General features: G+C 63.6%; 21 protein-coding genes, 1 other RNA gene and 1 pseudogene. 14 read left to right on the plus strand and 9 right to left on the minus strand.

All coding sequences use genetic code 11. The features are described 5' to 3' along the window. Positions 1 to 107 precede the first annotated feature (107 nt). Positions 108 to 263, plus strand: a complete 156-nt coding sequence (locus tag N181_RS34020; RefSeq protein WP_080577376.1) for a hypothetical protein — start codon at positions 108 to 110, stop codon at positions 261 to 263. Positions 264 to 433: 170 nt separating this feature from the next. Next, positions 434 to 2,341 (plus strand): TPR end-of-group domain-containing protein, encoded by a 1,908-nt coding sequence (locus N181_RS11470; RefSeq protein WP_080577378.1) that lies wholly within the window; start codon positions 434 to 436, stop codon positions 2,339 to 2,341. Positions 2,342 to 2,364: 23 nt separating this feature from the next. Here the strand turns inward: N181_RS11470 and N181_RS11475 are convergent, their stop codons facing one another. The 6 genes from N181_RS11475 to tkt all read right to left on the minus strand — a co-directional run bounded on the left by N181_RS11475 (position 2,365) and on the right by tkt (position 9,565). After that, the gene (locus tag N181_RS11475) at positions 2,365 to 3,282 is read right to left on the minus strand and encodes a PhzF family phenazine biosynthesis protein (RefSeq protein WP_037393613.1); all 918 of its coding nucleotides are present in this window, start codon (positions 3,280 to 3,282) and stop codon (positions 2,365 to 2,367) included. Between the two features lie 162 nt (positions 3,283 to 3,444). Next, positions 3,445 to 4,470, minus strand: coding sequence for a class I fructose-bisphosphate aldolase (locus tag N181_RS11480; RefSeq protein ID WP_037393614.1), 1,026 nt, complete (start codon positions 4,468 to 4,470; stop codon positions 3,445 to 3,447). 241 nt (positions 4,471 to 4,711) lie between these two features. Beyond that, positions 4,712 to 5,911, minus strand: a complete 1,200-nt coding sequence (locus tag N181_RS11485; RefSeq protein WP_037393616.1) for a phosphoglycerate kinase — start codon at positions 5,909 to 5,911, stop codon at positions 4,712 to 4,714. After that, positions 5,911 to 6,501 (minus strand): putative glycolipid-binding domain-containing protein, encoded by a 591-nt coding sequence (locus N181_RS11490; RefSeq protein ID WP_037393618.1) that lies wholly within the window; start codon positions 6,499 to 6,501, stop codon positions 5,911 to 5,913. Before N181_RS11490 ends, N181_RS11485 begins: the two co-directional genes overlap by 1 nt. 4 nt (positions 6,502 to 6,505) lie before the next feature. Further along, the gene (gene gap / locus N181_RS11495) at positions 6,506 to 7,516 is read right to left on the minus strand and encodes a type I glyceraldehyde-3-phosphate dehydrogenase (protein ID WP_037393620.1); all 1,011 of its coding nucleotides are present in this window, start codon (positions 7,514 to 7,516) and stop codon (positions 6,506 to 6,508) included. Positions 7,517 to 7,588: 72 nt separating this feature from the next. Further along, a complete protein-coding gene (gene tkt, locus N181_RS11500) occupies positions 7,589 to 9,565 on the minus strand; it encodes a transketolase (protein WP_037393622.1) in 1,977 nt (658 codons plus the stop codon). A 410-nt stretch (positions 9,566 to 9,975) separates the two neighbouring features. On the opposite strand from tkt, the gene N181_RS11505 reads away from it, so the two are divergent. The 3 genes from N181_RS11505 (at position 9,976) to ssrS (ending at position 10,891) form a co-directional block, all read left to right on the plus strand. Continuing rightward, the gene (locus N181_RS11505) at positions 9,976 to 10,245 is read left to right on the plus strand and encodes a DUF4164 domain-containing protein (protein WP_012709307.1); all 270 of its coding nucleotides are present in this window, start codon (positions 9,976 to 9,978) and stop codon (positions 10,243 to 10,245) included. Positions 10,246 to 10,257: 12 nt separating this feature from the next. Continuing rightward, positions 10,258 to 10,635 carry a cell division protein ZapA gene (locus tag N181_RS11510; RefSeq protein WP_014329728.1) on the plus strand — a complete coding sequence of 126 codons (378 nt, stop codon included), beginning with the start codon at positions 10,258 to 10,260 and terminating at the stop codon, positions 10,633 to 10,635. 97 nt (positions 10,636 to 10,732) lie between these two features. Further along, positions 10,733 to 10,891: non-coding RNA, 6S RNA (gene ssrS, locus N181_RS11515), on the plus strand. Between the two features lie 10 nt (positions 10,892 to 10,901). On the opposite strand, the gene N181_RS11520 is transcribed toward ssrS, so the two are convergent. Continuing rightward, a complete protein-coding gene (locus N181_RS11520) occupies positions 10,902 to 11,768 on the minus strand; it encodes a LysR family transcriptional regulator (protein WP_060563389.1) in 867 nt (288 codons plus the stop codon). Between the two features lie 102 nt (positions 11,769 to 11,870). Here N181_RS11520 and N181_RS33075 point away from each other — a divergent pair, with 102 nt between their 5' ends. Continuing rightward, a complete protein-coding gene (locus N181_RS33075) occupies positions 11,871 to 12,095 on the plus strand; it encodes a hypothetical protein (RefSeq protein WP_141322203.1) in 225 nt (74 codons plus the stop codon). On the opposite strand, the gene N181_RS11525 is transcribed toward N181_RS33075, so the two are convergent. After that, positions 12,090 to 12,299 carry a hypothetical protein gene (locus N181_RS11525; RefSeq protein ID WP_014329726.1) on the minus strand — a complete coding sequence of 70 codons (210 nt, stop codon included), beginning with the start codon at positions 12,297 to 12,299 and terminating at the stop codon, positions 12,090 to 12,092. The two genes, N181_RS33075 and N181_RS11525, sit on opposite strands and share 6 nt — an antisense overlap. A gap of 272 nt (positions 12,300 to 12,571) precedes the next feature. Between N181_RS11525 and N181_RS11530 the strand changes: the two genes are divergently transcribed. The 6 genes and pseudogenes from N181_RS11530 (at position 12,572) to N181_RS11555 (ending at position 20,565) form a co-directional block, all read left to right on the plus strand. After that, a complete protein-coding gene (locus tag N181_RS11530; protein WP_037393633.1) occupies positions 12,572 to 13,153 on the plus strand; it encodes a 5-formyltetrahydrofolate cyclo-ligase in 582 nt (193 codons plus the stop codon). A gap of 5 nt (positions 13,154 to 13,158) precedes the next feature. Beyond that, positions 13,159 to 13,983: a TIGR00282 family metallophosphoesterase gene (locus tag N181_RS11535; RefSeq protein WP_014329724.1), complete on the plus strand. Its 825-nt coding sequence runs from the start codon at positions 13,159 to 13,161 to the stop codon at positions 13,981 to 13,983. A gap of 349 nt (positions 13,984 to 14,332) precedes the next feature. After that, positions 14,333 to 15,490 (plus strand): efflux RND transporter periplasmic adaptor subunit, encoded by a 1,158-nt coding sequence (locus N181_RS11540; protein WP_014329723.1) that lies wholly within the window; start codon positions 14,333 to 14,335, stop codon positions 15,488 to 15,490. Continuing rightward, positions 15,487 to 18,662 (plus strand): annotated as a pseudogene (locus N181_RS11545) (efflux RND transporter permease subunit). The gene N181_RS11540 and the pseudogene N181_RS11545 overlap by 4 nt, the downstream one beginning before the upstream one ends. A gap of 174 nt (positions 18,663 to 18,836) precedes the next feature. Continuing rightward, positions 18,837 to 19,676, plus strand: a complete 840-nt coding sequence (locus N181_RS11550) for an MBL fold metallo-hydrolase (protein WP_037393637.1) — start codon at positions 18,837 to 18,839, stop codon at positions 19,674 to 19,676. Positions 19,677 to 19,818: 142 nt separating this feature from the next. Then, complete coding sequence (locus N181_RS11555; protein WP_037393639.1) at positions 19,819 to 20,565, plus strand: YebC/PmpR family DNA-binding transcriptional regulator; 747 nt, start codon at positions 19,819 to 19,821, stop codon at positions 20,563 to 20,565. 59 nt (positions 20,566 to 20,624) lie between these two features. Here N181_RS11555 and N181_RS11560 read toward each other — a convergent pair whose 3' ends face one another. Further along, complete coding sequence (locus tag N181_RS11560) at positions 20,625 to 21,626, minus strand: LLM class flavin-dependent oxidoreductase (protein WP_037393661.1); 1,002 nt, start codon at positions 21,624 to 21,626, stop codon at positions 20,625 to 20,627. 168 nt (positions 21,627 to 21,794) lie between these two features. Between N181_RS11560 and ruvC the strand changes: the two genes are divergently transcribed. Together ruvC and ruvA are read left to right on the plus strand one after the other, a co-directional pair. Continuing rightward, a complete protein-coding gene (gene ruvC, locus N181_RS11565) occupies positions 21,795 to 22,307 on the plus strand; it encodes a crossover junction endodeoxyribonuclease RuvC (RefSeq protein WP_037435225.1) in 513 nt (170 codons plus the stop codon). Positions 22,308 to 22,588: 281 nt separating this feature from the next. Continuing rightward, on the plus strand, positions 22,589 to 23,206 hold the full coding sequence (gene ruvA, locus N181_RS11570; protein ID WP_037393643.1) for a Holliday junction branch migration protein RuvA: 618 nt from the start codon (positions 22,589 to 22,591) through the stop codon (positions 23,204 to 23,206). Positions 23,207 to 23,210 lie beyond the last annotated feature (4 nt).

Consider the following 23,210-nt stretch of genomic DNA (forward strand, 5'->3'; position numbering starts at 1 on the left):
CGCCGGTCATTGCAAATCGGCGGCGAAAACAATAGCCCTCTATGCGACGAAAAGTGACGGCCGTATGACGTTGCAACCTCGGCCGCGGAATTCTCCGGAACAAATGAATGTCGAAGGCACTGACGCTTCTCCTCTTCATCGCCATGTGTTTGCAGCTCATCAAGCCGCTTGGATATCCCGGCCTCAGGCAGCGTCGGGACTTCTGGAAGATCGCCGTGTTCGCCATCGCCGTGATGATGGTCACGGTGCTCGCCCGGCCGTAGCCGCAGGCGGCGGCCCAGCATCGCTCCTCCCGCGGATATCACATGCGCATGGAATGCGCGACCGTCCGGCGTTCCCTTAGAAACAGCTAACTTTGCTGGGCCGGGCTATAGTTGCGCCCAAATCCCCGAACTCTGCGCACGACATGTAGTCAAGAAAAGGTTAAATTACCGTGCTCGGCCACAAGATGAAAATCGAGGCTCTGTTGGAACGCCGCCTGACCGCCATTCTCGCTGCCGATGTCGTGGGCTACAGCCGTCTGATGGGAACCGACGAGGCGGGGACGCTGGCCACGCTGAAACGGCATCGCCGCGAGTGCCTGGAGCCGAAGATCGCCGAACACAAGGGGCGCATCGTCAAGCTGTCCGCCGACGGCATGCTTATCGAATTCTCGAGCGTCGTGAATGCGGTCGCCTGCGCGGCCGAGATCCAGCGCGGCATGCTCGCCCGCAACGAGGGCCTGCCGAGGAGCAGGCGCGTCGAACTGAGGATCGGCATCCATCTCGGTGATGTGATCGTCGAAGAAGGGGATATTTTCGGCGACGGCGTCAACGTTGCGGCCCGGCTCGAGGGGCTTGCCGACCCCTCCGGCATTGCGGTGTCCTCGTCGGTGCGCGATCAGGTCGGCTCGAGGCTGGATCTCGGCTTCGTCGACAAGGGCGAGTACAGCCTGAAAAACATCGCTCCGAACATCCGCGTCTATACGGTAGCGCTCGGCGATGCGGCTGCCCGGCAGGAGCCGGAGGCTTCTGACGCGACCCTCGACGCGGGCTACGAGCTGTCGATCGGCGTTCTGCCGTTCACAAACATGAGTCGCGACCCGGAGCAGGAATATTTTTCCGACGGCATCACCGAGGATATCATCACCGACCTGTCGAAGATCTCGCGCCTGCATGTCGTCGCCCGCAACACAGTCTTCACCTACAAGGGCAGGGCGGTGAAGGTGAAGCAGGCCGCCCACGAGCTCGGCGTCCGCTTCATTCTGGAAGGCAGCGTGCGCAAGGTGGGCGAACGCGTCCGCATCACCGGCCAGCTCATCGACGCACAGACCGGAGGGCATCTTTGGGCCGATCGCTATGATCGCGATCTGACCGACATCTTCGCGATCCAGGACGAGATTACCCATGCGATCGTCGACCAGTTGAAAATCAAGTTGCTTCCGGAGGAGAAGAAGGCGATCGAAAGCGATCCGACCACCTCCGTCGAGGCCTACACCTACTACCTCCGGGGCCGGCAGTTCTCGCATACCTGGACCCGATCCTACCTGCTGCTTGCGCGCCGGATGTTCCTGAAGGCTGTCGAGCTCGATCCGAACTATGCCCGCGCCTATGCGGGCATCGCCGAATGCGAGTGTGCGATCAGGGATTGGCACGAAAAGGATTTTCCGCTCGAGAGCATTTTCGACATGAGCGCCAAAGCGCTGGCCCTCGATCCAAATCTGGCGGAGGCACACGCCTCCCGCGGGCTGGCATTGACCCACAATGGCCAAACGGAGGAGGCCGGCCGCGAGTTCCGCCAGGCGCTGGCGCTTAGCCCTTCGCTCTATGAGGCGAATTTGTACTATGGTCGCTTCCTGTTTGCGCAGGGGCGGTTCCAGGAGGCGGTGCAGTTCTTCAAGCGAGCGGCCGAGATCCGGCCGGACGACTATTTTTCGCCGATTCACCTGATGGGTTGCTATTTTTCACTCGGCGTGGAGGACGAGCGCCAGCGCTGGGCACGGATCGGCATCGAGCGGGCCAAGACTGCGCTGGAACGGCATCCGGAGAACGCCAGTCCGGCCCATCGCGGTGCGTTGGCACTCGCTCATATGGGGGAAGGGGAGCGCGCCAAGGAATGGGTGACTCGCGCCCTGGCGATCGATCCCGACGATGTGGTCGCCCAGTACAATGCGGCCTGCGTCTATTCGTTGCTTGGGGAGAGCGAGCGCGCGCTCGACTTGCTGGAGACCGTGGTGCCGCAGAGTTCCAGCTACCATCTCCAGTGGTTCGAGCAGGACTCCGACCTAAACGCCATTCGCGATCATCCTCGCTTCCGCGCGCTTCTCCAGACGATGGGAGGTTACGACGCCAGGACGCGCTGATCCCGGTTTGGCCCGCGATAGGCTCAGACCTCGATCGACCCGCGCATCACCATCACGCAATCGCCCGCGACGCTGACCTCGCGAACTGTACCGTCCTTCTTGCTGACGGCGACATCTATGAGGCTGCGGCGGCCCATCTCGACGCCCTGCTCGATGGTAATCTCAATATCGGCATCGGCCTGCGGAAGGAGCGAAACGAGATAGGCGCCGAGTGCGGCCGAGGCGCTGCCGGTCGCCGGGTCCTCGATGACGTTGTCGAGCGGCGCAAACATGCGTGCCCGGATCTGCCAGGGGCGCTCGGGCGTGCGCGCGTAGAGAAACAGGCTGAAGCTGTCGTCGGCGAGTGGGTAGCGGGCGTTCGCTTCATGGAAGGCGCTGACGTTGGGCCGCGCATTCGACAGGGTGCCGACATCCCTGAGTTCGGCGGCGGCAAAGGCGAGGCCGACCGAGATGCGGACCGGCGCGTGACTGCGCTCGCTGACGTCCTCCGGCTGAAGCGAGGCGCAGGCGGCGACCGTCGCGGCGTCGATGACGGGTCCGATGGCGAGTGGCCGGGGAGCGACGATGCGGGCTCCGGTGATGGCGCCCTCTTTCCTGAGGAGAGCGACCTCGACGAGGCCCGCATTCTCTTCGAACCGCAGCTTGTCGCCGGGCTTCCTGCCGAAGATTTCCTGCTGCCGGCCGAGCACGAAGGCGGTACCGACATTCGGGTGTCCGGCAAAGGGCACTTCGGCCACGGGCGTGAAAATGCGCACCCGGGCGGTGTTCGCCGGATCGTCGGGCGGCAGGACGAATGTGACTTCGGAATAGCCGAATTCGACGGCGATCGCCTGCATCTCATCGTCGCTCAAGCCCCGCGCATCCGGGATGACGGCAAGCTGGTTTCCGGCAAAGCGCTCGGCGGTGAAGACGTCGACGGTGACATAGGAGACGGTATTCATGGAGGCCTCTGGGCAATCGGAGATGGCACTGATGTAAGAACGTTGTCGGCTTGGCTGAAACAGCAAACTTGTCTCCCTGACAATTGCCCCCTTTGAAATCAAAGGCCCGGCGACATCGCTGCCGCCGGGCCTTCTCCTCGCTCCCCTTTAATTTCGGACCGCTCAAGCGGCTTGTTCGAGATCCTTCTTCCAGCTGCCCTTGGCGGCGAGGCTGCACATCTTGGCGCGATGCGTGAAGGCGCGCTGGCCGGCGGCGACGTTCTCCGGCTTGCCATTCCAGGCATTCAGCGCTTCCTGCTGCAGGGCGCGGCCGTAGGAGAAGGTCAGCTTCCAGGGCAGGTCGTGCGTCGTGTTCATGGCGGAGAGATGCGCGGTCGCTTCTTCCGTCGACTGGCCGCCGGACAGGAAGGCGATGCCGGGCACGGCGGCCGGCACGGTGCGCTTCAGCACCTTGATGGTGCGTTCGGCAATCTCTTCGACCGGGGCCTTGCGGGCCTTCTTGCCGTCGATCACCATGCTCGGCTTCAGGATCATGCCTTCGAGCTTCACACGCAGGTCGCCGAGTTCCTCGAAGACGGTGCGCAGTACCCATTCGGTTACTTCTTCGGCCCGATCGATCGAGTGGTCGCCCGGAGTGCCGTCCATCAGCACTTCCGGCTCGACGATCGGCACGATCCCGGCCTCCTGGCAGAGCGTCGCGTAGCGGGCCAAAGCATGGGCGTTGGCCTTGATCGCGCCGAAGCTCGGCAGGGCGCCGGAGACGGCGATGACGCCACGCCACTTGGCGAAGCGGGCACCGGCTTCGTAGTATTTGGCGAGGCGGGCGGCGAGGCCGTCGAGGCCCTCGGTGATCGTCTCGCTGGGGAAATGCGGCAGCGGCTTGGCGCCCGTGTCGACCTTGATGCCGGGGATCGAGCCGGCGTTCTTGATGATGTCGACGAGCGGCGTGCCGTCGGCCGCCTTCTGGAACAGGGTTTCCTCATAGAGAATGACGCCGGAGATATAGTTGCGCATCGCTTCATCCGAGCGCAGCAGCATCTCGCGATAGTCGCGGCGCGCGTCCTCGGTGGACTCCAGCCCAATGCTGTCGAAGCGCTTCTTGATCGTTGCGGTCGACTCGTCGGCAGCGAGCAGGCCCCGGCCGTTGGCGACCATGGCAACCGCAATATCTTCCAGTCTTTCGCTCATCTTTTTCTCCTACACACAACGCCGAGCCTCAGGGGCAGCGCAAGAACTGTTTCGGTCTGAAGGCCGCGAAAAGGCATCCTTCGCGACGCCGAACGAGGGCGCGATAACAGAAGATACTGTGCGGGAAAATGGCAGTAAAATCGGCTAAAACGATTTAAATAATTTTAATCGTTTGAAATATCATAATTATTTTTGTCGCCGACCCAGGCCTATCAATTTGCCTGGGTCGGTGAGCGTGCTGTTACTTCTGTTGATGGAGGATATCGACGCCCGGCAGCGGCTTGCCCTCCATCCATTCGAGGAAGGCGCCGCCGGCGGTGGAAACATAGGTGAAATCGTCGGCGACCTCGGCGTGGTTAAGGGCCGCCACGGTATCGCCGCCGCCGGCGACCGAGACGAGCGAGCCTTGGCGGGTCCGGGCGGCCGCGTGCTTGGCGGCAGCCGCCGTCGCCTTGTCGAAGGGTGCGATTTCAAAGGCGCCGAGCGGACCGTTCCAGACGAGGGTCTCGGCACGCGAGATCCAGTCGTTGATGGCAGTCACGGACTTCGGACCGACATCGAGGACCATGGCGTCGGCCGGGATCGCCTTGATGTCGACGACCTCGTTGTCGGCGCCGGCCTTGAACTCGCGAGCAACTACGCCGTCTTCCGGAAGCACGATGGCGCAACCGGCCGCGGCCGCCGCGGCAATGATCGACTTTGCCGTCTCGGCAAGATCGTGCTCGCAGAGCGACTTGCCGACGTTGATACCCTGCGCTGCCAGGAAAGTGTTGGCCATGCCACCGCCGATAACGAGGGCGTCGACCTTCTTCACGAGGTTCTGCAGGAGGTCGATCTTGGTCGATACCTTGGCGCCGCCGACGATGGCGACGACCGGACGCTTCGGATTGCCGAGGCCCTTTTCGAGCGCCTCGAGTTCGGCCTGCATGGTGCGGCCGGCATAGGCGGGGAGATGCTGCGCCAGCCCCTCGGTCGAGGCATGGGCGCGATGCGCGGCCGAGAAGGCGTCGTTCACATAGATGTCGCCGTTGGCGGCGAGTGCCGTGACGAAGGCCGGATCGTTCTTTTCCTCACCCTTGTGGAAGCGGGTGTTTTCGAGGAGGAGCACGTCGCCGTCATTCATTTCGGCGATCGCGTTGGCGGCCTTGTCGCCGATGCAATCGGCGGCGAAGTGGACGCGCTGGTCAAGGATTTCCTCGACGGCGGAGGCGATCGCCTTCAGCGACATGTCGGCGACCGGCTCGCCCTTCGGACGGCCGAAATGGGCAAGCAGGATGACCTTGGCGCCCTTTTCGGAGAGTTCTCGGATGGTCGGCGCCACGCGCTCGATGCGGGTGGTGTCGGTCACCTGGCCGTCCTTGACCGGAACGTTGAGATCGACGCGCACCAGCACGCGCTTGCCGGCGATGTCGGTCAGATCGTCAAGGGTCTTGAAAGTCATCAGTTCGTCTCCAGTGATAGTCTCTGAAACAGGGTGGGATAGTCGGTGACGAGTCCATCCTCGTCCACCGGCAGGTCGGCAGTGAAGCTGCGATCTTCCGCCTGATAGCGATAGAGCTTGCCGTCCTCGATGCTGGTGTAGTGCTGACCGTCGACGGTCGGCTCGAAGCTGTCGAACGGCACGTAGAGCATCCTGAGCTTCGCGGTGCCGGAGGCACGCGTGAGATCCAGACGGCGTATCGGCAGCGTATTGGTGAATGGCGTGCCGGCGAGGTCGATATCGATGCAGCCGTCGAAACGGGGGAGGGCGACGCCCTCGGCCGTGCGCCAGTGGCCGCCGCCGTCGGAGAGCAGGTGAAGCCGGCGCCCGTCCGTCGTCTCGATGACGAAGGACGTGACGCGCCAGCCGGCATCGCAATCGATGCGATAGCGAACCCCGTAGGCGGTCCCGCCGCGCTCGCCGATCAGCACGCTTTCGGCGCGGATGGCCGCGCCGACGGAGGCGTCGAGGGGCCGGATCGTCAGATGTTCGAGCCCTTCCCCCTCGAGCGGTCGCCAGCGCACCGTCGTTGAGGAAAGGGCCCGGAACATCGTCTTAGAGCAGCTTGCTGAGGGCGACCGCCGTATCCGACATACGGTTCGAGAAGCCCCATTCGTTGTCGTACCAGGTGAGGATCGAGACGAACTTGCCTTCCATCACCTTGGTCTGATCCATGTGGAAGACCGAGGAATGCGGATCATGGTTGAAGTCGATCGAGACGTTCGGGGCGAGCGTATAGCCGAGAATGCCCTTGAGCGGGCCGTCGGCGGCTGCCTTGATCGCCGCGTTGATCTCTTCCTTGGACGTGTCGCGCTTGGCGACGAACTTGAGGTCGACGACCGAGACGTTCGGGGTCGGCACCCGCATGGCGAAGCCGTCGAGCTTGCCCTTGAGCTCCGGCAGCACGAGGCCGACGGCCTTGGCCGCGCCGGTCGAGGTCGGGATCATCGACAGCGCCGCAGCACGGGCCCGGTAGAGGTCCTTGTGCATCTGGTCGAGCGACGGCTGGTCGTTCGTATAGGAGTGGATCGTCGTCATCATGCCATGGTCGATGCCGATGGCGTCGTTCAGCACCTTGGCGACCGGTGCAAGGCAGTTGGTCGTGCAGGATGCGTTGGAGATGACGAGGTGATCCTTCGTCAGCTTGTCGTGGTTGACGCCGTAGACGACGGTCAGGTCGGCGCCGTCGGCCGGTGCCGAGACGATGACGCGCTTGGCGCCGGCTTCGAGATGGGCGGCCGCCTTGTCGCGCGCGGTGAAGATGCCGGTGCATTCCATCGCGATGTCGACGCCGAGGTCCTTGTGCGGCAGTTCGGCCGGATTGCGGACGGCGGTCACCTTGATCGGCTTGCCATTGTTGATGACGATCGTATCACCTTCGACCTTCACGTCGGCCGGGAAGCGGCCATGGATGGAATCGAAGCGCAGCAGGTGGGCGTTGGTCTCGACCGGGCCGAGGTCGTTGATCGCGACGACTTCGATATCCGTGCGGCCGGATTCGACGATGGCGCGAAGCACGTTGCGGCCGATGCGGCCGAAACCGTTGATGGCGACTTTCACTGTCATGTCGGGTCTCTCCCTATCAGGATGGCGTGGGTAAACGAATGAAGGGCGCCACAGCGGCGCCCTCCGGCTTGATCAGGACAGCTTGGCTTCGGCGGCCGCGACAACCGCTTCCGGCGTGATGCCGAAGTGCTTGTAGAGCTCCTTGTAGGGACCGGAAGCACCGAAGCTCGACATGCCGACGAAGGTGCCGTCGCTGCCGATGATGTGATCCCAACCCTGGCGGACGCCGGCTTCGATGGCGATCTTGACCGGCGAATTGCCGATGATCGCCTGCTGATAGTCGTCGCTCTGTTCGGCGAAAAGCTCGATGCAGGGCACGGAAACGACACGCGTCGCGATGCCCTTCTCCGTCAGCGCATCGCTCGCCTTGACGGCGATTTCGACTTCCGAGCCGGTGGCGAAGATCGTCACCTTGGCGTCGCTCGCCGGGATCAGGTCATAGGCACCGCGGGCGCAGAGGTTCTCTTCCTTGTATTCGGTGCGCACCGCCATCAGGTTCTGGCGCGTCAGCGCGATGGCGGACGGGCGCTTCTTGCTTTCCAGCGCCAGCTGCCAGCATTCGGCCGTTTCCGTCGCGTCGGCCGGGCGGAACACCAGGAGGTTGGGGATGGCGCGCAGTGCGGCCAGATGCTCGACCGGCTGGTGCGTCGGGCCATCCTCGCCGAGACCGATGGAATCGTGGGTCAGGACGTGGATGACGCGGATGCCCATCAGGGCGGCAAGGCGGATCGACGGACGGCAATAATCCGAGAAGATCAGGAAGCCGCCGGAATAGGGGATCACGCCGCCATGCAGCGCCATGCCGTTCATGGCGGCAGCCATGCCGTGCTCGCGGACGCCGTAGTGGACGTAACGTCCGGAGAAGTTGTCCGGCGTGATCGAATGGGTCTGGCTGGTCTTGGTGTTGTTGGAGCCGGTCAGGTCGGCCGAGCCGCCGATCGTCTCGTTGAGCACGCCATTGATGACTTCCAGCGCATCCTCGGAAGCCTTGCGAGTGGCCGGCGACGGCTTGGTCTCGGCGAGCTTCTGCTTGTAGGCGCTGATCGCCGGGGCGAGCCCGGCTTCCAGCTCGCCGGAGAAGCGGCGCACAAATTCAGCCTTCCTCTCGGCGGCCTGGAGGTTTGTCTCCCATGCCTTGCGGGTCTCCACCGAGCGCTGGCCGGCAAGGCGCCAGGCATCGAGCACGTCGGAGGGAACAGTGAAGGCTTCGGCTTCCCAACCGAGCGCCTTGCGGGTCGCGGCGATCTCCTCGGCGCCGAGCGGCGAGCCATGCACCTTGTGGGTGCCGGCCTTGTTCGGGGCGCCGAAGCCGATGACGGTCTTGCAGGCGATCATCGTCGGCTTGTCGGATTTCTGCGCTTCCTCGATCGCGGCGGCGATCGCCTCCGGATCATGGCCGTCGACGGCGATCGTGTGCCACTTGGAAGCACGGAAGCGGGCGTGCTGGTCGGTCGAGTCGGCGATCGAGATCGGCCCGTCGATCGAGATGTTGTTATCGTCCCAGAAGACGATAAGCTTGTTGAGCTTCAGATGGCCGGCAAGCGCGATGGCTTCCTGGCTGATGCCTTCCATCAGGCAGCCGTCGCCGGCGATCGCATAGGTATAGTGCTCGATGAGGTCGCTGCCGAACTCGTCGCGCAGCTTGCCCTCGGCGAGCGCCATGCCGACGGCGTTGGCAATGCCCTGTCCGAGCGGTCCGGTCGTTGTCTCGATGCCGGCGGCATGGCCGTATTCCGGATGGCCTGCCGTCTTCGAGCCGAGCTGGCGGAAATTCTTGATCTCGTCGATGGTGATGTCTTCGTAGCCGGTCAAGTAGAGCAGCGAATAGAGCAGCATCGAGCCGTGGCCGGCCGACAGCACGAAGCGGTCGCGGTTCGGCCAGGCGGGGTTCTTCGGGTCGAAGCTCAGGTAGCGGGTGAAGAGAACCGTTGCTATGTCGGCCGCCCCCATCGGGAGACCAGGGTGGCCGGAATTTGCCTTCTCGACGGCGTCCATGGAGAGGAAACGGATTGCATTCGCCATCCGGTCGTGTTTTTCGCGAGAGATCATGACTGTTCCGTTTGAGTTCGGTGGTCAGGGGACGGTCTCTATCCTCCAAAGACCGTATGAGAAGCGGCCGAACACATAGCAGGTGCGCCGCCCGAGTCAACAAATACAGGCCTTCCGGTGCCGTGGCGGCGACCTTTTTGCGATCCTGCCTGGGCCATGGGATCGTGCCCGCAAGCATATCACCAGCAGATAAAATCGGCGATCCACAGCTTGCAGGGTGCAATTGGCGAAGCCGCCATTGTTGAGCCTTACGGAATGGGTTTAAAAAGGACTATCCGAGGCGCCCGGAACGCCGGTCGATTCGGAGCGCGGAGCGAGACACGTTCAAGCGACGGATCGGCTCTGCACCTTGTTTAGGGCAATGAGAGGGCGCTCGCCTTTCTCACCCCTCTGGAGAGGTTTCGAAAGAGATGCCTGCAAAGACGGTCAATGCGGCGATCGAGGAATTGCGAAACGCGGTTCAGTCTCTTGAAATCGCAATCGACGGCCGCTTTGACAAGGAAAAGGACGTGAGCGAGTTCGAGGGCGAGGTGCGCCGGGTCAATACGGACCGGTCGCGGCTGGCGCAGGAACTCGACCAATCGCAGTTCCGGGCCAATCGACTGGAAGAGGTCAATCGCGAGGTATCCCGTCGTCTCGTGACGGCGATGGAGACCATTCGGGCAGTGCTGGATCGCTGAGGTTCTTGAAGCATGGCACAGGTGACGGTGACGATCGACGGCAAGGCCTATCGCATGGCCTGCGAGGAAGGGCAGGAGGATCACTTGAGCGACCTCGCCACCCGGTTCGATCAATATGTCGGCCATCTCAAGGGACAGTTCGGCGAAATCGGCGACCTGCGGCTGACCGTGATGGCGGGCATCATGGTCATGGACGAGCTGAGCGAGGTCAATCGGCGGCTGAAGAACCTCGAGGCCGAGGTCGGCAACCTGAAAGACAGTCGAGACACAGACCTTTCCGATCAGGCGAGAGGCGAGGAGGCGCTTGCCTCGGCCTTGGCTGAGGTCACGGCGCAGATCCAAGATATCACCGCCAAGCTCAACGGCCGCCCGGTCGCCCCGGCAAATTGAGCGCGCCCTGCCTCCCGGACGTCGAAATGTCGATTTGAGCGTATTTTTCCGTAGAACCCGCTCTGGCGAAAGCCGTCAGGACGTTCTATATCTGCGGGGCGATCTGCGCTTCCCGACAGGAACCACAATCCCCGGGGCCATACACGATCTCAAGGGAACTGTCCCTGTCCGGACCCGTGGGTCTGGACACACGGTACCCACCTACTTTGTAGGCACCCGGGATCGTAAACAATCCACCGGTCGTCGTGGATCGCACTCCTTCCTTTTCAGTCGATACCCCGAAAGGCGCGACGAATGGCGTCGGCCATCGCGTCGATCGTCGGGGAGCGATGATCCGGCTTGGTGCGCAAGACGACGTTCGACATGTCGATGATGCCGAAGCCGTCGTCTTCGGTCAGTTCGCGGCAGCCGGCGGGTATGGCGCTGCGCGACATCGGAGCGATGGCGAGGCCCGATACGACCGCGGCGATCAGGCCGCTGCTGGTGCGGCTAACATAGGCGACGCGGCTTGCTATGCCCCGCTTCTTCAGACTGCGCATCGCCAGGTCATCGCACCACCCGCCCTCATAGTGGGTATAGGTTGCGATCGGTACCGGCCGCCGCTCATGCGTGCCGTGCTGGTCGGAGGTTGACCATACCGTAGGGTCGACCATCAGGACTTCGTTTCTGGTTCGCCCGCCCGGCTCGAAGACGACGGCGATGTCGATCTCGCCGGCATCGAGCGATGTCAGGTTGGACATCGAATGTCCCTGCTGCACCGTCACCTCGACGTTCGGGTGTATGGCGGCAAAGGCGCCGAGCGCCTTCGGCAGGGTAGAGTTGATGTACTCCTCCGATATCCCGATGCGGACGGAGCCTTGCAGAGCGGGCTGGCGGAGGGCCGCCGCCGTGTCGTCGAGCAGCGCAACGATCCGCCGCGCATTGTCGACGAGGCGCCGGCCCTCAGCCGTCAGCACGACGCCGCGGGAATGACGCTCGAACAGCGCGAAGCCCAGCAGGTCCTCGAGCTTCTTGATCTGCATGCTGACGGCCGATTGGGTACGTCGAACGGTATCGGCGGCCCGCGTCAGGTTGCCCGTATCGGCAACCGCGAGGAAGGTTCTGAGCAGGTCGCTGTCGAGCGGAAGGGACATGGGACGTCATAAGAAAATCTGATGATAGCTATGTTCGCAATTTGTTTGTCTCATGTCAAGGGAAGGCGGAAGATCGGTTGCTCTATCTTCTCGAGGCCCGTCATGCCTGTGCTGGTTGTGCCTGCATCTCCCACTCCCCGGCAATCCTCCCCGTTGAGGGCGGCCGTTGAACATTTCCGATTGCGCCACGCGATCGAGGCCTATTGGGCGCGGGTCATCGACCGCTGCGATCCACATCTCATCGACGACGCGGGCCTCGCCGATATCGAGCGTCCGCTGACGGGCTGGTGGCCGGACCCGGTCCGGCATTCACACTGGATGCTATGAGAGAAGGTCAAGCCTGGCAGCGCGGAAAACGGCTTCGGCCAGATTGTTCGCCTTGAGCTTGCGTATCGCCGCTTCCAGGGCCTGGTCGATCCGTTCCATCGGAATGTCGGTTTCGCGCACCATCTCCAGGCGCGTCCGGCCACGCGCCGCCAGGCAGAGGCAGCGCAATTCAAGGGGGCCGAGCTGGTCGATCCTGTCCGTCATGGACACGGCCTATCCTTCGAGAGCCTCCGGCAAATCGCCGGATCGCAACTCTTCCTATCTTTTGAAATCATGAAGCTAATTGCACGCGCAGTGCGCCTGGCGAAGCCGAACCGTGGCAAAAGGTGAAGGCCGGGTTAATGCTGTTTCGATATGGGAAGGGTGGAGGACTGTCGCGAAATGTTGCAAAAGCGACGGGGACACGGGTTCAGTTCGCCTGCGATCTGCACTACCTCGTTGCCCGTTACGAACGGTTTGCCGGAAAGGGACACTTGATGTCACCGAAGGACTTGAAGGCCGCATTGCGGAAGGAACGTCTGGGCATGCGGGACGCCATGCCGGCGGAAGCGCGTATCGAGGCGAGCCTCGCCATGGCGGATCATGCCGCCGACATCATCGCGCTGGATCCCGGCCATGTCGTTTCGGGCTTTTGGCCGATCCGTTCGGAGGCGGACATCCGGCCGCTGATGGTGCGGCTCAAGGACCGCGGTGCAAGACTTTGCCTGCCGGTGATCCTCGACAAGAAGACCATCGTGTTTCGCGAGCTTGCCGACGGCGTGGCGGTGGTCGAGACCGGCTTCGGGACGACGGGTCCGGGGCCGGGAGCGCCGGAGCTCGATCCGGATATCATGTTGGTGCCGCTTTCCGCCTTCGATGCAGTCGGCCATCGTATCGGCTATGGTGCCGGTTATTATGACCGTGCGATCAACCGGTTGCGCGGCAAAGGCCACATGCCGCGCCTGATCGGGATTGCATTCGACTGCCAGGAAGTGGCATCAGTGCCGGCAGAACCGCATGACGTGGCGCTGGACGCCGTGTTGACCGAGAGCGGTTTTCGTCACTTCGAGCGGGATTGAACGGCATGCGACTTCTGTTTCTGGGAGATATGGTTGGCAAGACGGGCCGCACGGCGGTCTGGGAGCGCCTCCCGGGACTGGTGAGCGATCTCAAGCTCGATTTCGTCGTCGTCAACGGCGAGAACGCCGCCGGCGGCTTCGGCATCACCGAGGATATCTTCCTGGAGACGATCAGCGCCGGAGCCGACGTGGTGACGACCGGCAACCATGTCTGGGACCAGAAGGAGGCCGTCGTCTTCTGCGAGCGGCACGACCAGTTCCTGCGCCCGGCCAACTACCCGGCCGGCACGCCGGGTCGCGGCTCCAACCTGTTCTTCGCTCGCAACGGCGCCCGCGTGCTGGTCGCCAATGTCATGGGCCGGGTCTTCATGCATCCGGAGCTCGACGACCCGTTCAAGTGCGCCGAGGCGATCCTCGAGGCCTGCCCGCTCGGAGAACAGGCCGATGCCGTCGTCTTCGACTTTCACGCCGAGGCGACGAGCGAAAAGCAGTGCTTCGGCCATTTCGTCGACGGGCGCGCCAGCCTCGTGGTCGGCACGCATACCCATGTGCCGACCGCCGATCACCAGATCCTGAACGGCGGAACGGGCTATATCAGCGACGCCGGCATGTGCGGCGACTACGATTCGTCGCTCGGCATGGACAAGGAAGAGCCGCTCAACCGTTTCATCTCCAAGATGCCCAAGGGCCGGTTCGAGGCGGCTTCCGGTCCCGCCACGATCTGCGGCGTCGGCGTCGAGGTCTCCGACCGCACGGGTCTTGCCGAGAAGATCGCGCCGCTCCGGCTCGGTCCCCGGCTTAGTGAAACGATCCCGGAATTCTGGGCCTAAGCGTCGAGGGTTTTCGGCCGATTTGCCTGCATGTGCTTCAGTCCGAAGCGGCCGCAGTCCCGCCTTCTTGCGCTTCTGCGGGCCGCTTTTTTTCAGTGACAGGCTTTGAAAATGGTGGCAGGTTAGCGCGCAAAATCAGAGCCGTATCGAGCGGCCGCTATTCGCAAGTTTCCATGTCAATCTAGAAACCAGAGCGAATGCGTGCGGGTAACCCGCTGCACACTTTCTTCTTCCCCGCTCTGGCGCTACCCGGAGGCGAATGCCCCGGGCTCGAGACTGTCGCCACGGCAACTGGATCAATCCAACCGGCGCCGGGCGATCTTGATGTTCAAGTGCCTGGAGAGCGTGCATGTTGCGAAAGTGGCGTCTGCCGGCGATCGTCGGCATTTCCATCTCTCTTCTCGTTTCGACCCCGGCGGGGGCGCAGGACGCGCAACTGCCGGCGGTGACCGTCGCCAAGCCGGTGGTGCGGGACGTCATCGATGCCGATGAGTTCATCGGGCGGTTCCAGGCGGTGGACGAGGTTTCGGTCCGTTCGCGTGTCGGCGGCTATCTGGACCAGGTGTTCTTTACCGACGGCGCCTTGGTGAACAAGGGCGACAAGCTCTTCGTCATCGACCAACGGCCTTTCCGCCTGGCTCTTTCCCAGGCGGAGGCGTCGCTTGCCTCGGCACAGTCAACGCTCGGCTTCACCGAAGCGCAGTTCAAGCGAACCGAGTCCCTGACCGGCACCGGCACGCTTTCGATTTCCAAACTCGACGACGACCGCCGCGCGCTGCTTGCTGCGCAGGCGAATATTCGTGGCGCCGAGGCGGCCGTCGATCGGGCCAAGCTTGATCTCGAATACACCACCATCACCGCGCCGCTCAGCGGCCGCGTCGACCGGCGCTGGATTTCGCCCGGCAACCTTGTCCAGGCGGACGAGACCGTGTTGACGACGATCGTCTCGCTCGATCCGATCGATTTCTATTTCGACGTCGACGAGCGGCGGCTGCTTTCCTACGCGCGCACCGCCCGCGAACGTGGCAGCGCGCTGCAGGAGGGCGCGGGCGCGCTCTCGGTGCTGGTGACGATCGCCGACGCCACGGAAGCGCCATTCGAAGGCAAGCTCGACTTCTCCGAGAACAGGGTCGACACCCAAACGGGTACGATGCGCCTGCGCGCCCGCTTCCCCAACCCGAACTTCACTCTGCAGCCAGGCCTTTTCGGGCGCGTCGAGGTCGAGGGGTCGAACACCTACCAGGCGATCCTCATTCCCGATGAGGCAATCGCCGCCGACCAGAACGAACGCGTCGTCTATGTGGTCGGCGAGGACGGAAGCGTCGCCACCAAGCCCGTGCGCCTTGGGCCGCGGCTGCATGGCTACCGGGTCATCCGCAGCGGTCTGACCGGAGAGGAGACGATTATCGTCAACGGGATCATGCGGGCGCGGCCCGGCGTCAAGGTGAAGCCGGAACTCGTCGTGCTGCCGCAGGAAGCGGCGCAATCGGCGGAGAGTGCCCAATGAGGTTTGCGCATTTCTTCGTCGATCGGCCGATCTTTGCTTCGGTTCTGTCGATCGTCCTCTTGATCGTCGGCGGCATCGCCTATTTCCAGCTGCCGGTGGCGCAATATCCGGAAATCGCACCGCCCACCATCGTCGTCAGGGCCTCCTATCCGGGAGCGGATGCGGAGACCGTCGCCAATACGGTCGCGACCCCGCTCGAACAGGAAATCAACGGCGTCGAGAACATGCTCTACATGTCCTCGTACTCGACCGCCGACGGTTCGATGTCGCTGACGATCACCTTCAAGCTCGGCACGGACCTCGACCAGGCGCAGGTGCTCGTGCAGAACCGCGTCTCGATTGCCGAGCCGCGCCTGCCGGAGGATGTCCGGCGCATCGGGGTCACCACGACCAAGAGCTCGCCCGACCTGATGATGGTCGTTCACCTGCTGTCGCCGAACGACCGTTACGACCAGCTCTATGTCTCCAATTACGCGCGCACCCGCATTCGCGACCTGCTCGTCCGTCTCGACGGCGTCGGCGACGTCATCCTGTTCGGCGAGCGCGAGTATGCGCTTCGTGTCTGGCTCGACCCGCAGAAACTCTCCGCCTACGGCATGACGTCCGGCGACGTCGTCGAGGCGTTGCGCCAGCAGAACGTCCAGGTCTCCGGCGGCTCGATCGGCGGTCCGCCGATGTCGGGCGACAGCGCCTTTCAATATACCGTCACCACCGACGGCCGCTTCAGTGACGCCCGGCAATTTCGCTATGTGATCGTCAAGGCTACCGAGGATGGCAGGCTCGTGCAGTTGCAGGACGTCGCTCGCGTCGAGCTCGGAGCGCGCGAATATGTGACAAACAGTTACCTGAACGGCAGTCCGGCCGTCGCGCTTGGCATCTTCTCGCGCCCCGGCACCAATGCGCTTGCGGCGGCGGACGCGATCCAGGCGAGATGGCCGACCTTTCCAGGGACTTTCCCGAGGGACTCGAATACAGGATCATCTACAACCCGACCGAATTCATCTCGGAATCGATCGACGAGGTCTACATGACGATCGCCGAGGCGGTGATCCTCGTCGCGCTGGTGGTCATCGTCTTCCTCCAATCCTGGCGCACCGCGATCATTCCGATCGTCGCCATTCCGGTGTCGCTGATCGGCACATTCGCGCTGCTCTTCGCCTTCGGCTTCTCCCTCAACATGCTGACCCTCTTCGGGCTGGTGCTGGCGATCGGCATCGTGGTCGACGATGCGATCGTCGTCGTCGAGAATGTCGAGCGCAATCTGGCGCAGGGCATGGCGCCGCGGGAGGCGGCGCATGTAACCATGGATGAAGTCGGCGCGGCGGTCATTGCCATCTCGCTCGTTCTCACCGCCGTCTTCGTGCCGACCGCCTTCATTCCGGGCATCGCTGGCCAGTTCTACCTGCAGTTCGCCGTGACGATCGCGGTCGCGACGGTGATCTCGGCCATCAATTCGCTGACCTTGTCGCCGGCGCTTGCGGCCATCCTGCTGCGACCGCATGACGATCACGAACATGAAAGCCGCAATCCGGTGACCCGCTTCGGCCGGGCGCTTGCCAATGGCTTCAACAGCGGCTTCGACCGCATGGCCGACGGCTATGGCTGGGTGGTGCGCCGCCTTGTCCAGACGCGAGTGGCGCTCGCCGCCGCCCTCCTGGTCTTCGTCGCCCTGCTCGGGGCCACCTGGTACATGGCGCAGGTCGTGCCGCGCGGCTTCATCCCGACGATGGACCAGGGCTACGCGATCGTCGTCATCCAGCTCCCCGACGGCGCCTCGCTCGAGCGGACGGACGCCGTCGTCCAGCGGGCATCGGCGATGATCCGCGAAGTTCCGGGGGTGAGGGACGCCGTCGCTTTTGCCGGCTTCAACGGAGCGACTTTCACCAATGCCTCGAATTCGGGCGTCATCTTCACGCCCTTCGACAGCTTCGACGAGCGGCTCGAACACGGCCAAAGTGCCACGCAGATCATCGGCCAGATCTTCGGCGCCATGCAGAGCATCCAGGAGGCCTTCATCATCGCCGTGCCGCCGCCGTCGGTGCGCGGCATCGGCAATTCGGGCGGCTTCAAGATGCAGATCATGGACCGCCAGAGCGCCGACATGCGTCGCGTGCTTGGGCTCGCATTCCAGATGATGGGGGCGGCCAACCAGACCGAAGGATTGACGGGCGTCTTCACCACCTTCTCGGCCTCGAGCCCGCAATTCTTCCTGGCGATCGACCGCGACAAGGCGCGGGCGCTGAACGTGCCGATCCCCAATATCTTCGAGACGCTGTCGATCAACCTCGGCACGTCCTACGTCAACGATTTCAACGCATTCGGCCGCGTCTACCAGGTGCGCGCCCAGGCCGACCAGGAATATCGCGTCGAGCGCGACGACATCCTTGCGCTGAAGGTGCGTTCCGCGTCGGGCGCACTGGTGCCGCTCGGCACGCTCGTCGAGATCCGCGACACCAGCGGACCCGCGCTCGTGCAGCGCTACAACATGTATGTCTCGGTGCCCATTCAGGGCAATCCGGCGCCGGGGGTTGCGACCGGTACGGCGCTCGACAAGATGGAGTCGCTCGCCGCGCAGATCCTGCCGCAGGGAACGACCTTCGAGTGGACCGAGCTTGCCTTCCAGGAGCGCCAGACCGGCAACACGGCCGCGTTCATCTTCGCGCTGTCGGTGATCTTCGTCTTCCTGGCGCTTGCCGCCCAATACGAGAGCTGGGTCCTGCCGCTGGCGATCATCCTGATCGTGCCGCTTGCCGTTCTGGCCGCCCTTATCGGCGTTTCGCTCCGGGGAATGGACAACAACGTCCTGACGCAGATCGGCCTCATCGTGCTGATCGGCCTTGCGGCGAAGAATGCGATCCTGATCGTCGAATTCGCGCGCCAGGGCGAGGAGGAGGGCAAGTCGCCGATCGAGGCGGCAATCGAGGCAAGCCGGCTGCGGCTGCGCCCGATCCTGATGACCGCCTTCGCCTTCATTCTCGGCGTGGTTCCACTGGTGATCGCCACCGGTCCCGGCGCCGAAATGCGTCAGTCTCTCGGCACGGCGGTCTTTGCCGGCATGCTGGGCGTCACTTTCCTCGGGCTGTTCCTGACGCCGGTCTTCTACGTGACGCTGCGCTCACTCCGCCGCAAGCCTGCGGCGTTGCCAAAGGCCGCGGGCGCGCCGGCGGAGTAGCCGGAACCGGTGCAATGACACGATTGTGAGCGGCGGGCGGCCGTTTGTTTATGGACGGCGCGGCGCGCTTGAATGATCCTGCGGGCCGATCCTGGTCGTTGGAGGGGAATACGGGAGGGAAGGCCGCCTGGCTGCTCCTCATCCCGCCCTGAAACTGCGCCTGAGAGGTGAAGGATGCTGGTGCGTTACCTTGCCTACGCGCTCGTCGCCATCTGGTTCATCCATACGCTTTGGCCGGAACCGGCCCATGCGCAGGACGCGTCCGCCCCGATCAGCCAATGCCAGGCGATCGCCGAAGCCGTGCCGAAGGCAACCTTCGCCAGCTTCGCGGCGCCTGAGGTCGCACCCGTCGCGGCAGCGGCGGAACGCGACGTCACCATCACCTATCTCGGCCATTCGACCTTCCTGATCGAAACCCCCGGCGGCATCTCGATCGCCACCGACTACAACGGCTGGTTCCGGCCCGCGGCGCCGCCGACCGTGGTGACCATGAACAAGGCCCATTCGAGCCACTATACGCTGACGCCCGATCCGGCGATCCGTTACGTGCTGCATGGTTGGGGCGAGGACGGCGAGCCGGCTGACTACGACCTTGTCGTCGGCGACACCTATGTCCGCAACGTGACGACCGACATCCGCTCCGGTTTCGAGGGCATGGAGCCCGACGGCAATTCGATCTTCATCTTCGAGGTCGCGGGCCTCTGCATCGGTCATCTCGGCCACCTGCACCACGAGCTCGACGACAGCCATTACCGGCAGATCGGCCGGCTTGACGTCTTGATGGTGCCGGTCGACGGTGGCCTGACCATGGGCGCAAAAAGCATGAGCCGCGTCACCTCGCGGCTGCGCGCCGCGCTGATCCTGCCGATGCACCGGCGCGGCCCGCCGATCGGCGATTTTCTGGCGATGTTCGGCGACGACTACGACAAGAGCTTCGCCACCGGTCCGAGCATCAACGTTTCCCTGCGCACGCTGCCGAGCAAGCCGCTGATCCACGTCCTTCAGGGCGTCTGATACCTGTCGTGCCCGGGCTCTCTGGAGGCGTTGCAGGTGCGCGGATTTCCGCGTGCCGAAAAGACGGCCCCTGCTGGACGAAAAGCGGCAATGAAACTATAAGGCGCCCGATCCCAACAAATTCATCCATGCAGAGGGCGTCATGGCTGGCCATTCACAGTTCAAGAACATCATGCACCGCAAGGGCCGTCAGGATGCGGTGCGCTCCAAAATGTTTTCCAAGCTCGCGCGCGAAATCACCGTCGCGGCGAAGTCCGGCATGCCCGACCCGGCGATGAATCCGCGCCTGCGGCTGGCGATCCAGAACGCCAAGGCACAATCGATGCCGAAGGATAATATCGAGCGCGCCGTCAAGAAGGCCGCCGGCGGCGATGCGGAGAACTACGAGGAAGTGCGCTACGAGGGCTATGGCCCGGGCGGCGTCGCCGTCATCGTCGAGGCGCTGACCGACAACCGCAACCGCACCGCCTCCAACGTCCGCTCGATGTTCACCAAGGCGGGCGGCGCACTCGGTGAAACCGGTTCGGTCTCCTTCTCCTTCGATCGTGTCGGCGAAATCACCTACACGCTTTCCGCCGGCGACGCCGACAAGGTGATGGAAGCGGCGATCGAATCGGGTGCCGACGACGTGACGACGGACGAGGAGAGCCACACCATCCTCTGCGGTTTCGAAGAAATCGGCGATGTTTCGAAAGCGCTCGAAGGCGTGCTTGGCGAAGCCGAAACCGTCAAGGCGATCTGGAAGCCGCAGAACACCGTGCCGGTCGACGAGGAAAAGGTCCAGTCGCTGATGAAGCTGATCGACAACCTCGAAGACGACGACGACGTACAGAACGTCTATTCGAACTTCGAAGTCTCCGACGAGGTCCTGGCCAAGCTGTCGGCCTGACGCGACATTCTGCAAGGCTACAGACCCGCGTCGCGTGAAGCGTTGCGGGTCTTTTGTTGTCAGGCGGCGGCGGCAAGAGACCGTTGCGCCTCGGCGAACAGCTCCAGCGAGTGCAGTCGCTTGTCCATGTCGAAGATCGGCATGGAGACGATCAGCTCGTCGGCCTTGGTGAGATCGACGAAGGATGCAATCTTGCGACGGATGGTTTCGGGACCGCCAACGACCGCATAGCGCATGGCGTGGTCGACGAAGATCTTTTCGTCCGGGGCCCACAGACCGTCCATCGACTGGACGGGCGGCGGGAAGCGGCCGCGCGCATTGCGGCGAAGCGCCACGAAGGACTGCTGCATCGAGGTGAAGAGATAGTTCGCCTCCTCGTCCGTGTCAGCGGCGACGCCCATGACGCCGACCATCACATGCGGCTTGTCGAGCTGCGGCGACGGCGTGAAGCGCTCCCGGTAGATCTCCAGCGCCGAAAGCAGCATATCCGGCGCGAAGTGCGAGGCGAAGGCGAAGGGAAGGCCGAGCATGCCGGCGAGATGGGCGCTGAAGTGGCTGGAGCCGAGCAGCCAGATCGGCACGTTCGAATCGGCGCCGGGAACGGCGATGATTTTCTGGTCTTCGCTGACGGGGCCGAGCAGCGCCTGCAGTTCCACCACATCGTTGGGGAAATTGTTGGAGCTCGCTTCCATGTTGCGCCGGAGCGCCTGCGCCGTCCGCATGTCGGTTCCGGGTGCGCGGCCGAGGCCGAGATCGATGCGCCCGGGGTAGAGGGCCGCGAGCGTCCCGAATTGCTCGGCAATGACCAGCGGCGAATGGTTGGGAAGCATGATGCCGCCGGAACCGACGCGGATGCTCTTTGTCGCCGCTGCCACATGCGAAATGACGATTGACGTCGCGGCGCTGGCAATGCCCTTCATGCCGTGATGCTCGGCCAGCCAGAAGCGCTTGTAGCCATTCTTCTCCGCCGCAAGTGCAAGCCGGCGCGAGTTTTCCAGCGATTGGGCGACGCTGCCGCCCTCGGTGATCGGTGACAGGTCGAGAACGGAGAAGGGGATCATCGCAACGCCTTCAATTAAATGAAATTGATCCATCGCAATGTAGGTTCAAGTTTCCTAAGACCAAGAGCGGGCCAGCGGTTTTATTCGAAGGCTCGGCGTTTCTGTGTAATGTTTTTGTTTTGTTCACTTTTTGCTGGCAGCGTCCGGTCGACCGACATAGGGTGAGCCATGCAGACTACGATTCGCATCATCGGCATCGATCCGGGCCTGAGACGCACCGGCTGGGGCATCATCGAGACGCTCGGCAATTCGCTGCGCTTCGTCGCTTCGGGCACGGTGACCTCCGACGGCGAGATGGACCTGGCCTCGCGGCTCTGCCAGTTGCACGACGGGCTCGCCGAGGTGGTGCATGGCTACCAGCCGCACGAGGCGGCCGTGGAGCAGACTTTCGTCAACAAGGATGCGACGGCGACGTTGAAGCTCGGCCAGGCGCGCGGCATCGCCATGCTGGTTCCGGCACGCGCGGGCCTGAGGGTCGCCGAATATGCGCCGAACGCCGTCAAGAAGGCCGTCATCGGCGTCGGCCATGGCGAAAAACAGCAAATCCATATGATGCTGAAGGTGCTGATGCCGAAGGCCGAGTTCAAAGGCAATGACGCGGCCGACGCGCTTGCTATTGCCATCTGCCATGCGCATAACCGCCAGACGGTGACGAGCCGCCTCGCGGCGCTTGCGGGGTAGGGAGACAGTGGGAGCGGAAGGATGGTGACGAGGTCTAACCCCCTCTGGCCTGCCGGCCATCTCCCCCACAAGGGGGGAGAATACATGCGGCTTGCCCCACGCTCCCACCGAAACGCTTTAGCAAGCGGAACCCTTCAGTCGAAACGCAGATCGTGCCACATCTCCTCTCCCCCCTTGTGGGGGCGATGGCCGGCAGGCCAGAGGGGGTGGAGCGCACCTCGACCTGCACGGGGGTGTGCAGGAACAGCTCGTGTTTCAGAACGCAGAAAGACGGACAGCAGATGATCGGCAAGCTCAAGGGCACCATCGACGAAATCGGCGAGGACTTTGTCGTTCTCGACGTCCACGGGGTCGGTTATGTCGCCTATTGCTCGGCGCGCACGCTCGCCAAGCTTGGCTCTGCCGGCGAAGCCGCGGTGCTCTTCATCGAGACCTACGTCCGCGAAGACCAGTTGAAGCTTTTCGGCTTCCTGTCGGCGCTCGAGCGGGAATGGTTCCGGCTGCTGCAGACCGTCCAGGGGGTGGGCTCCAAGGTGGCGCTGGCGCTGCTTTCGACGCTGACGCCCGGCGAGCTCGCCAATGCCATCGCACTGCAGGACAAGACGTCGGTGGCGCGCGCTCCCGGCGTCGGACCGAAGGTGGCGGTGCGGATCGTCACGGAGCTGAAGAACAAGGCACCGGCCTTTGCCGGCGAGATGTCCGCATCGATCGGTCTCAAGCAGGAACTGGGTGAGGGGGTGGCGTCTGCGCCGGTTTCCGACGCGGTGTCGGCGCTCACCAATCTCGGCTATTCGCGCGACCAGGCGGCGAACGCCGTGGCAGCAGCGTTGAAGAATGGCGGCGAGGGGGGCGACAGCGCCAAGCTGATCCGTCTCGGGCTGAAGGAGCTGGCGCGGTGAGGGC

The sequence above is a fragment of the Sinorhizobium fredii USDA 205 genome (genome assembly GCF_001461695.1).
In the GTDB taxonomy this organism is placed as follows: domain Bacteria; phylum Pseudomonadota; class Alphaproteobacteria; order Rhizobiales; family Rhizobiaceae; genus Sinorhizobium; species Sinorhizobium fredii.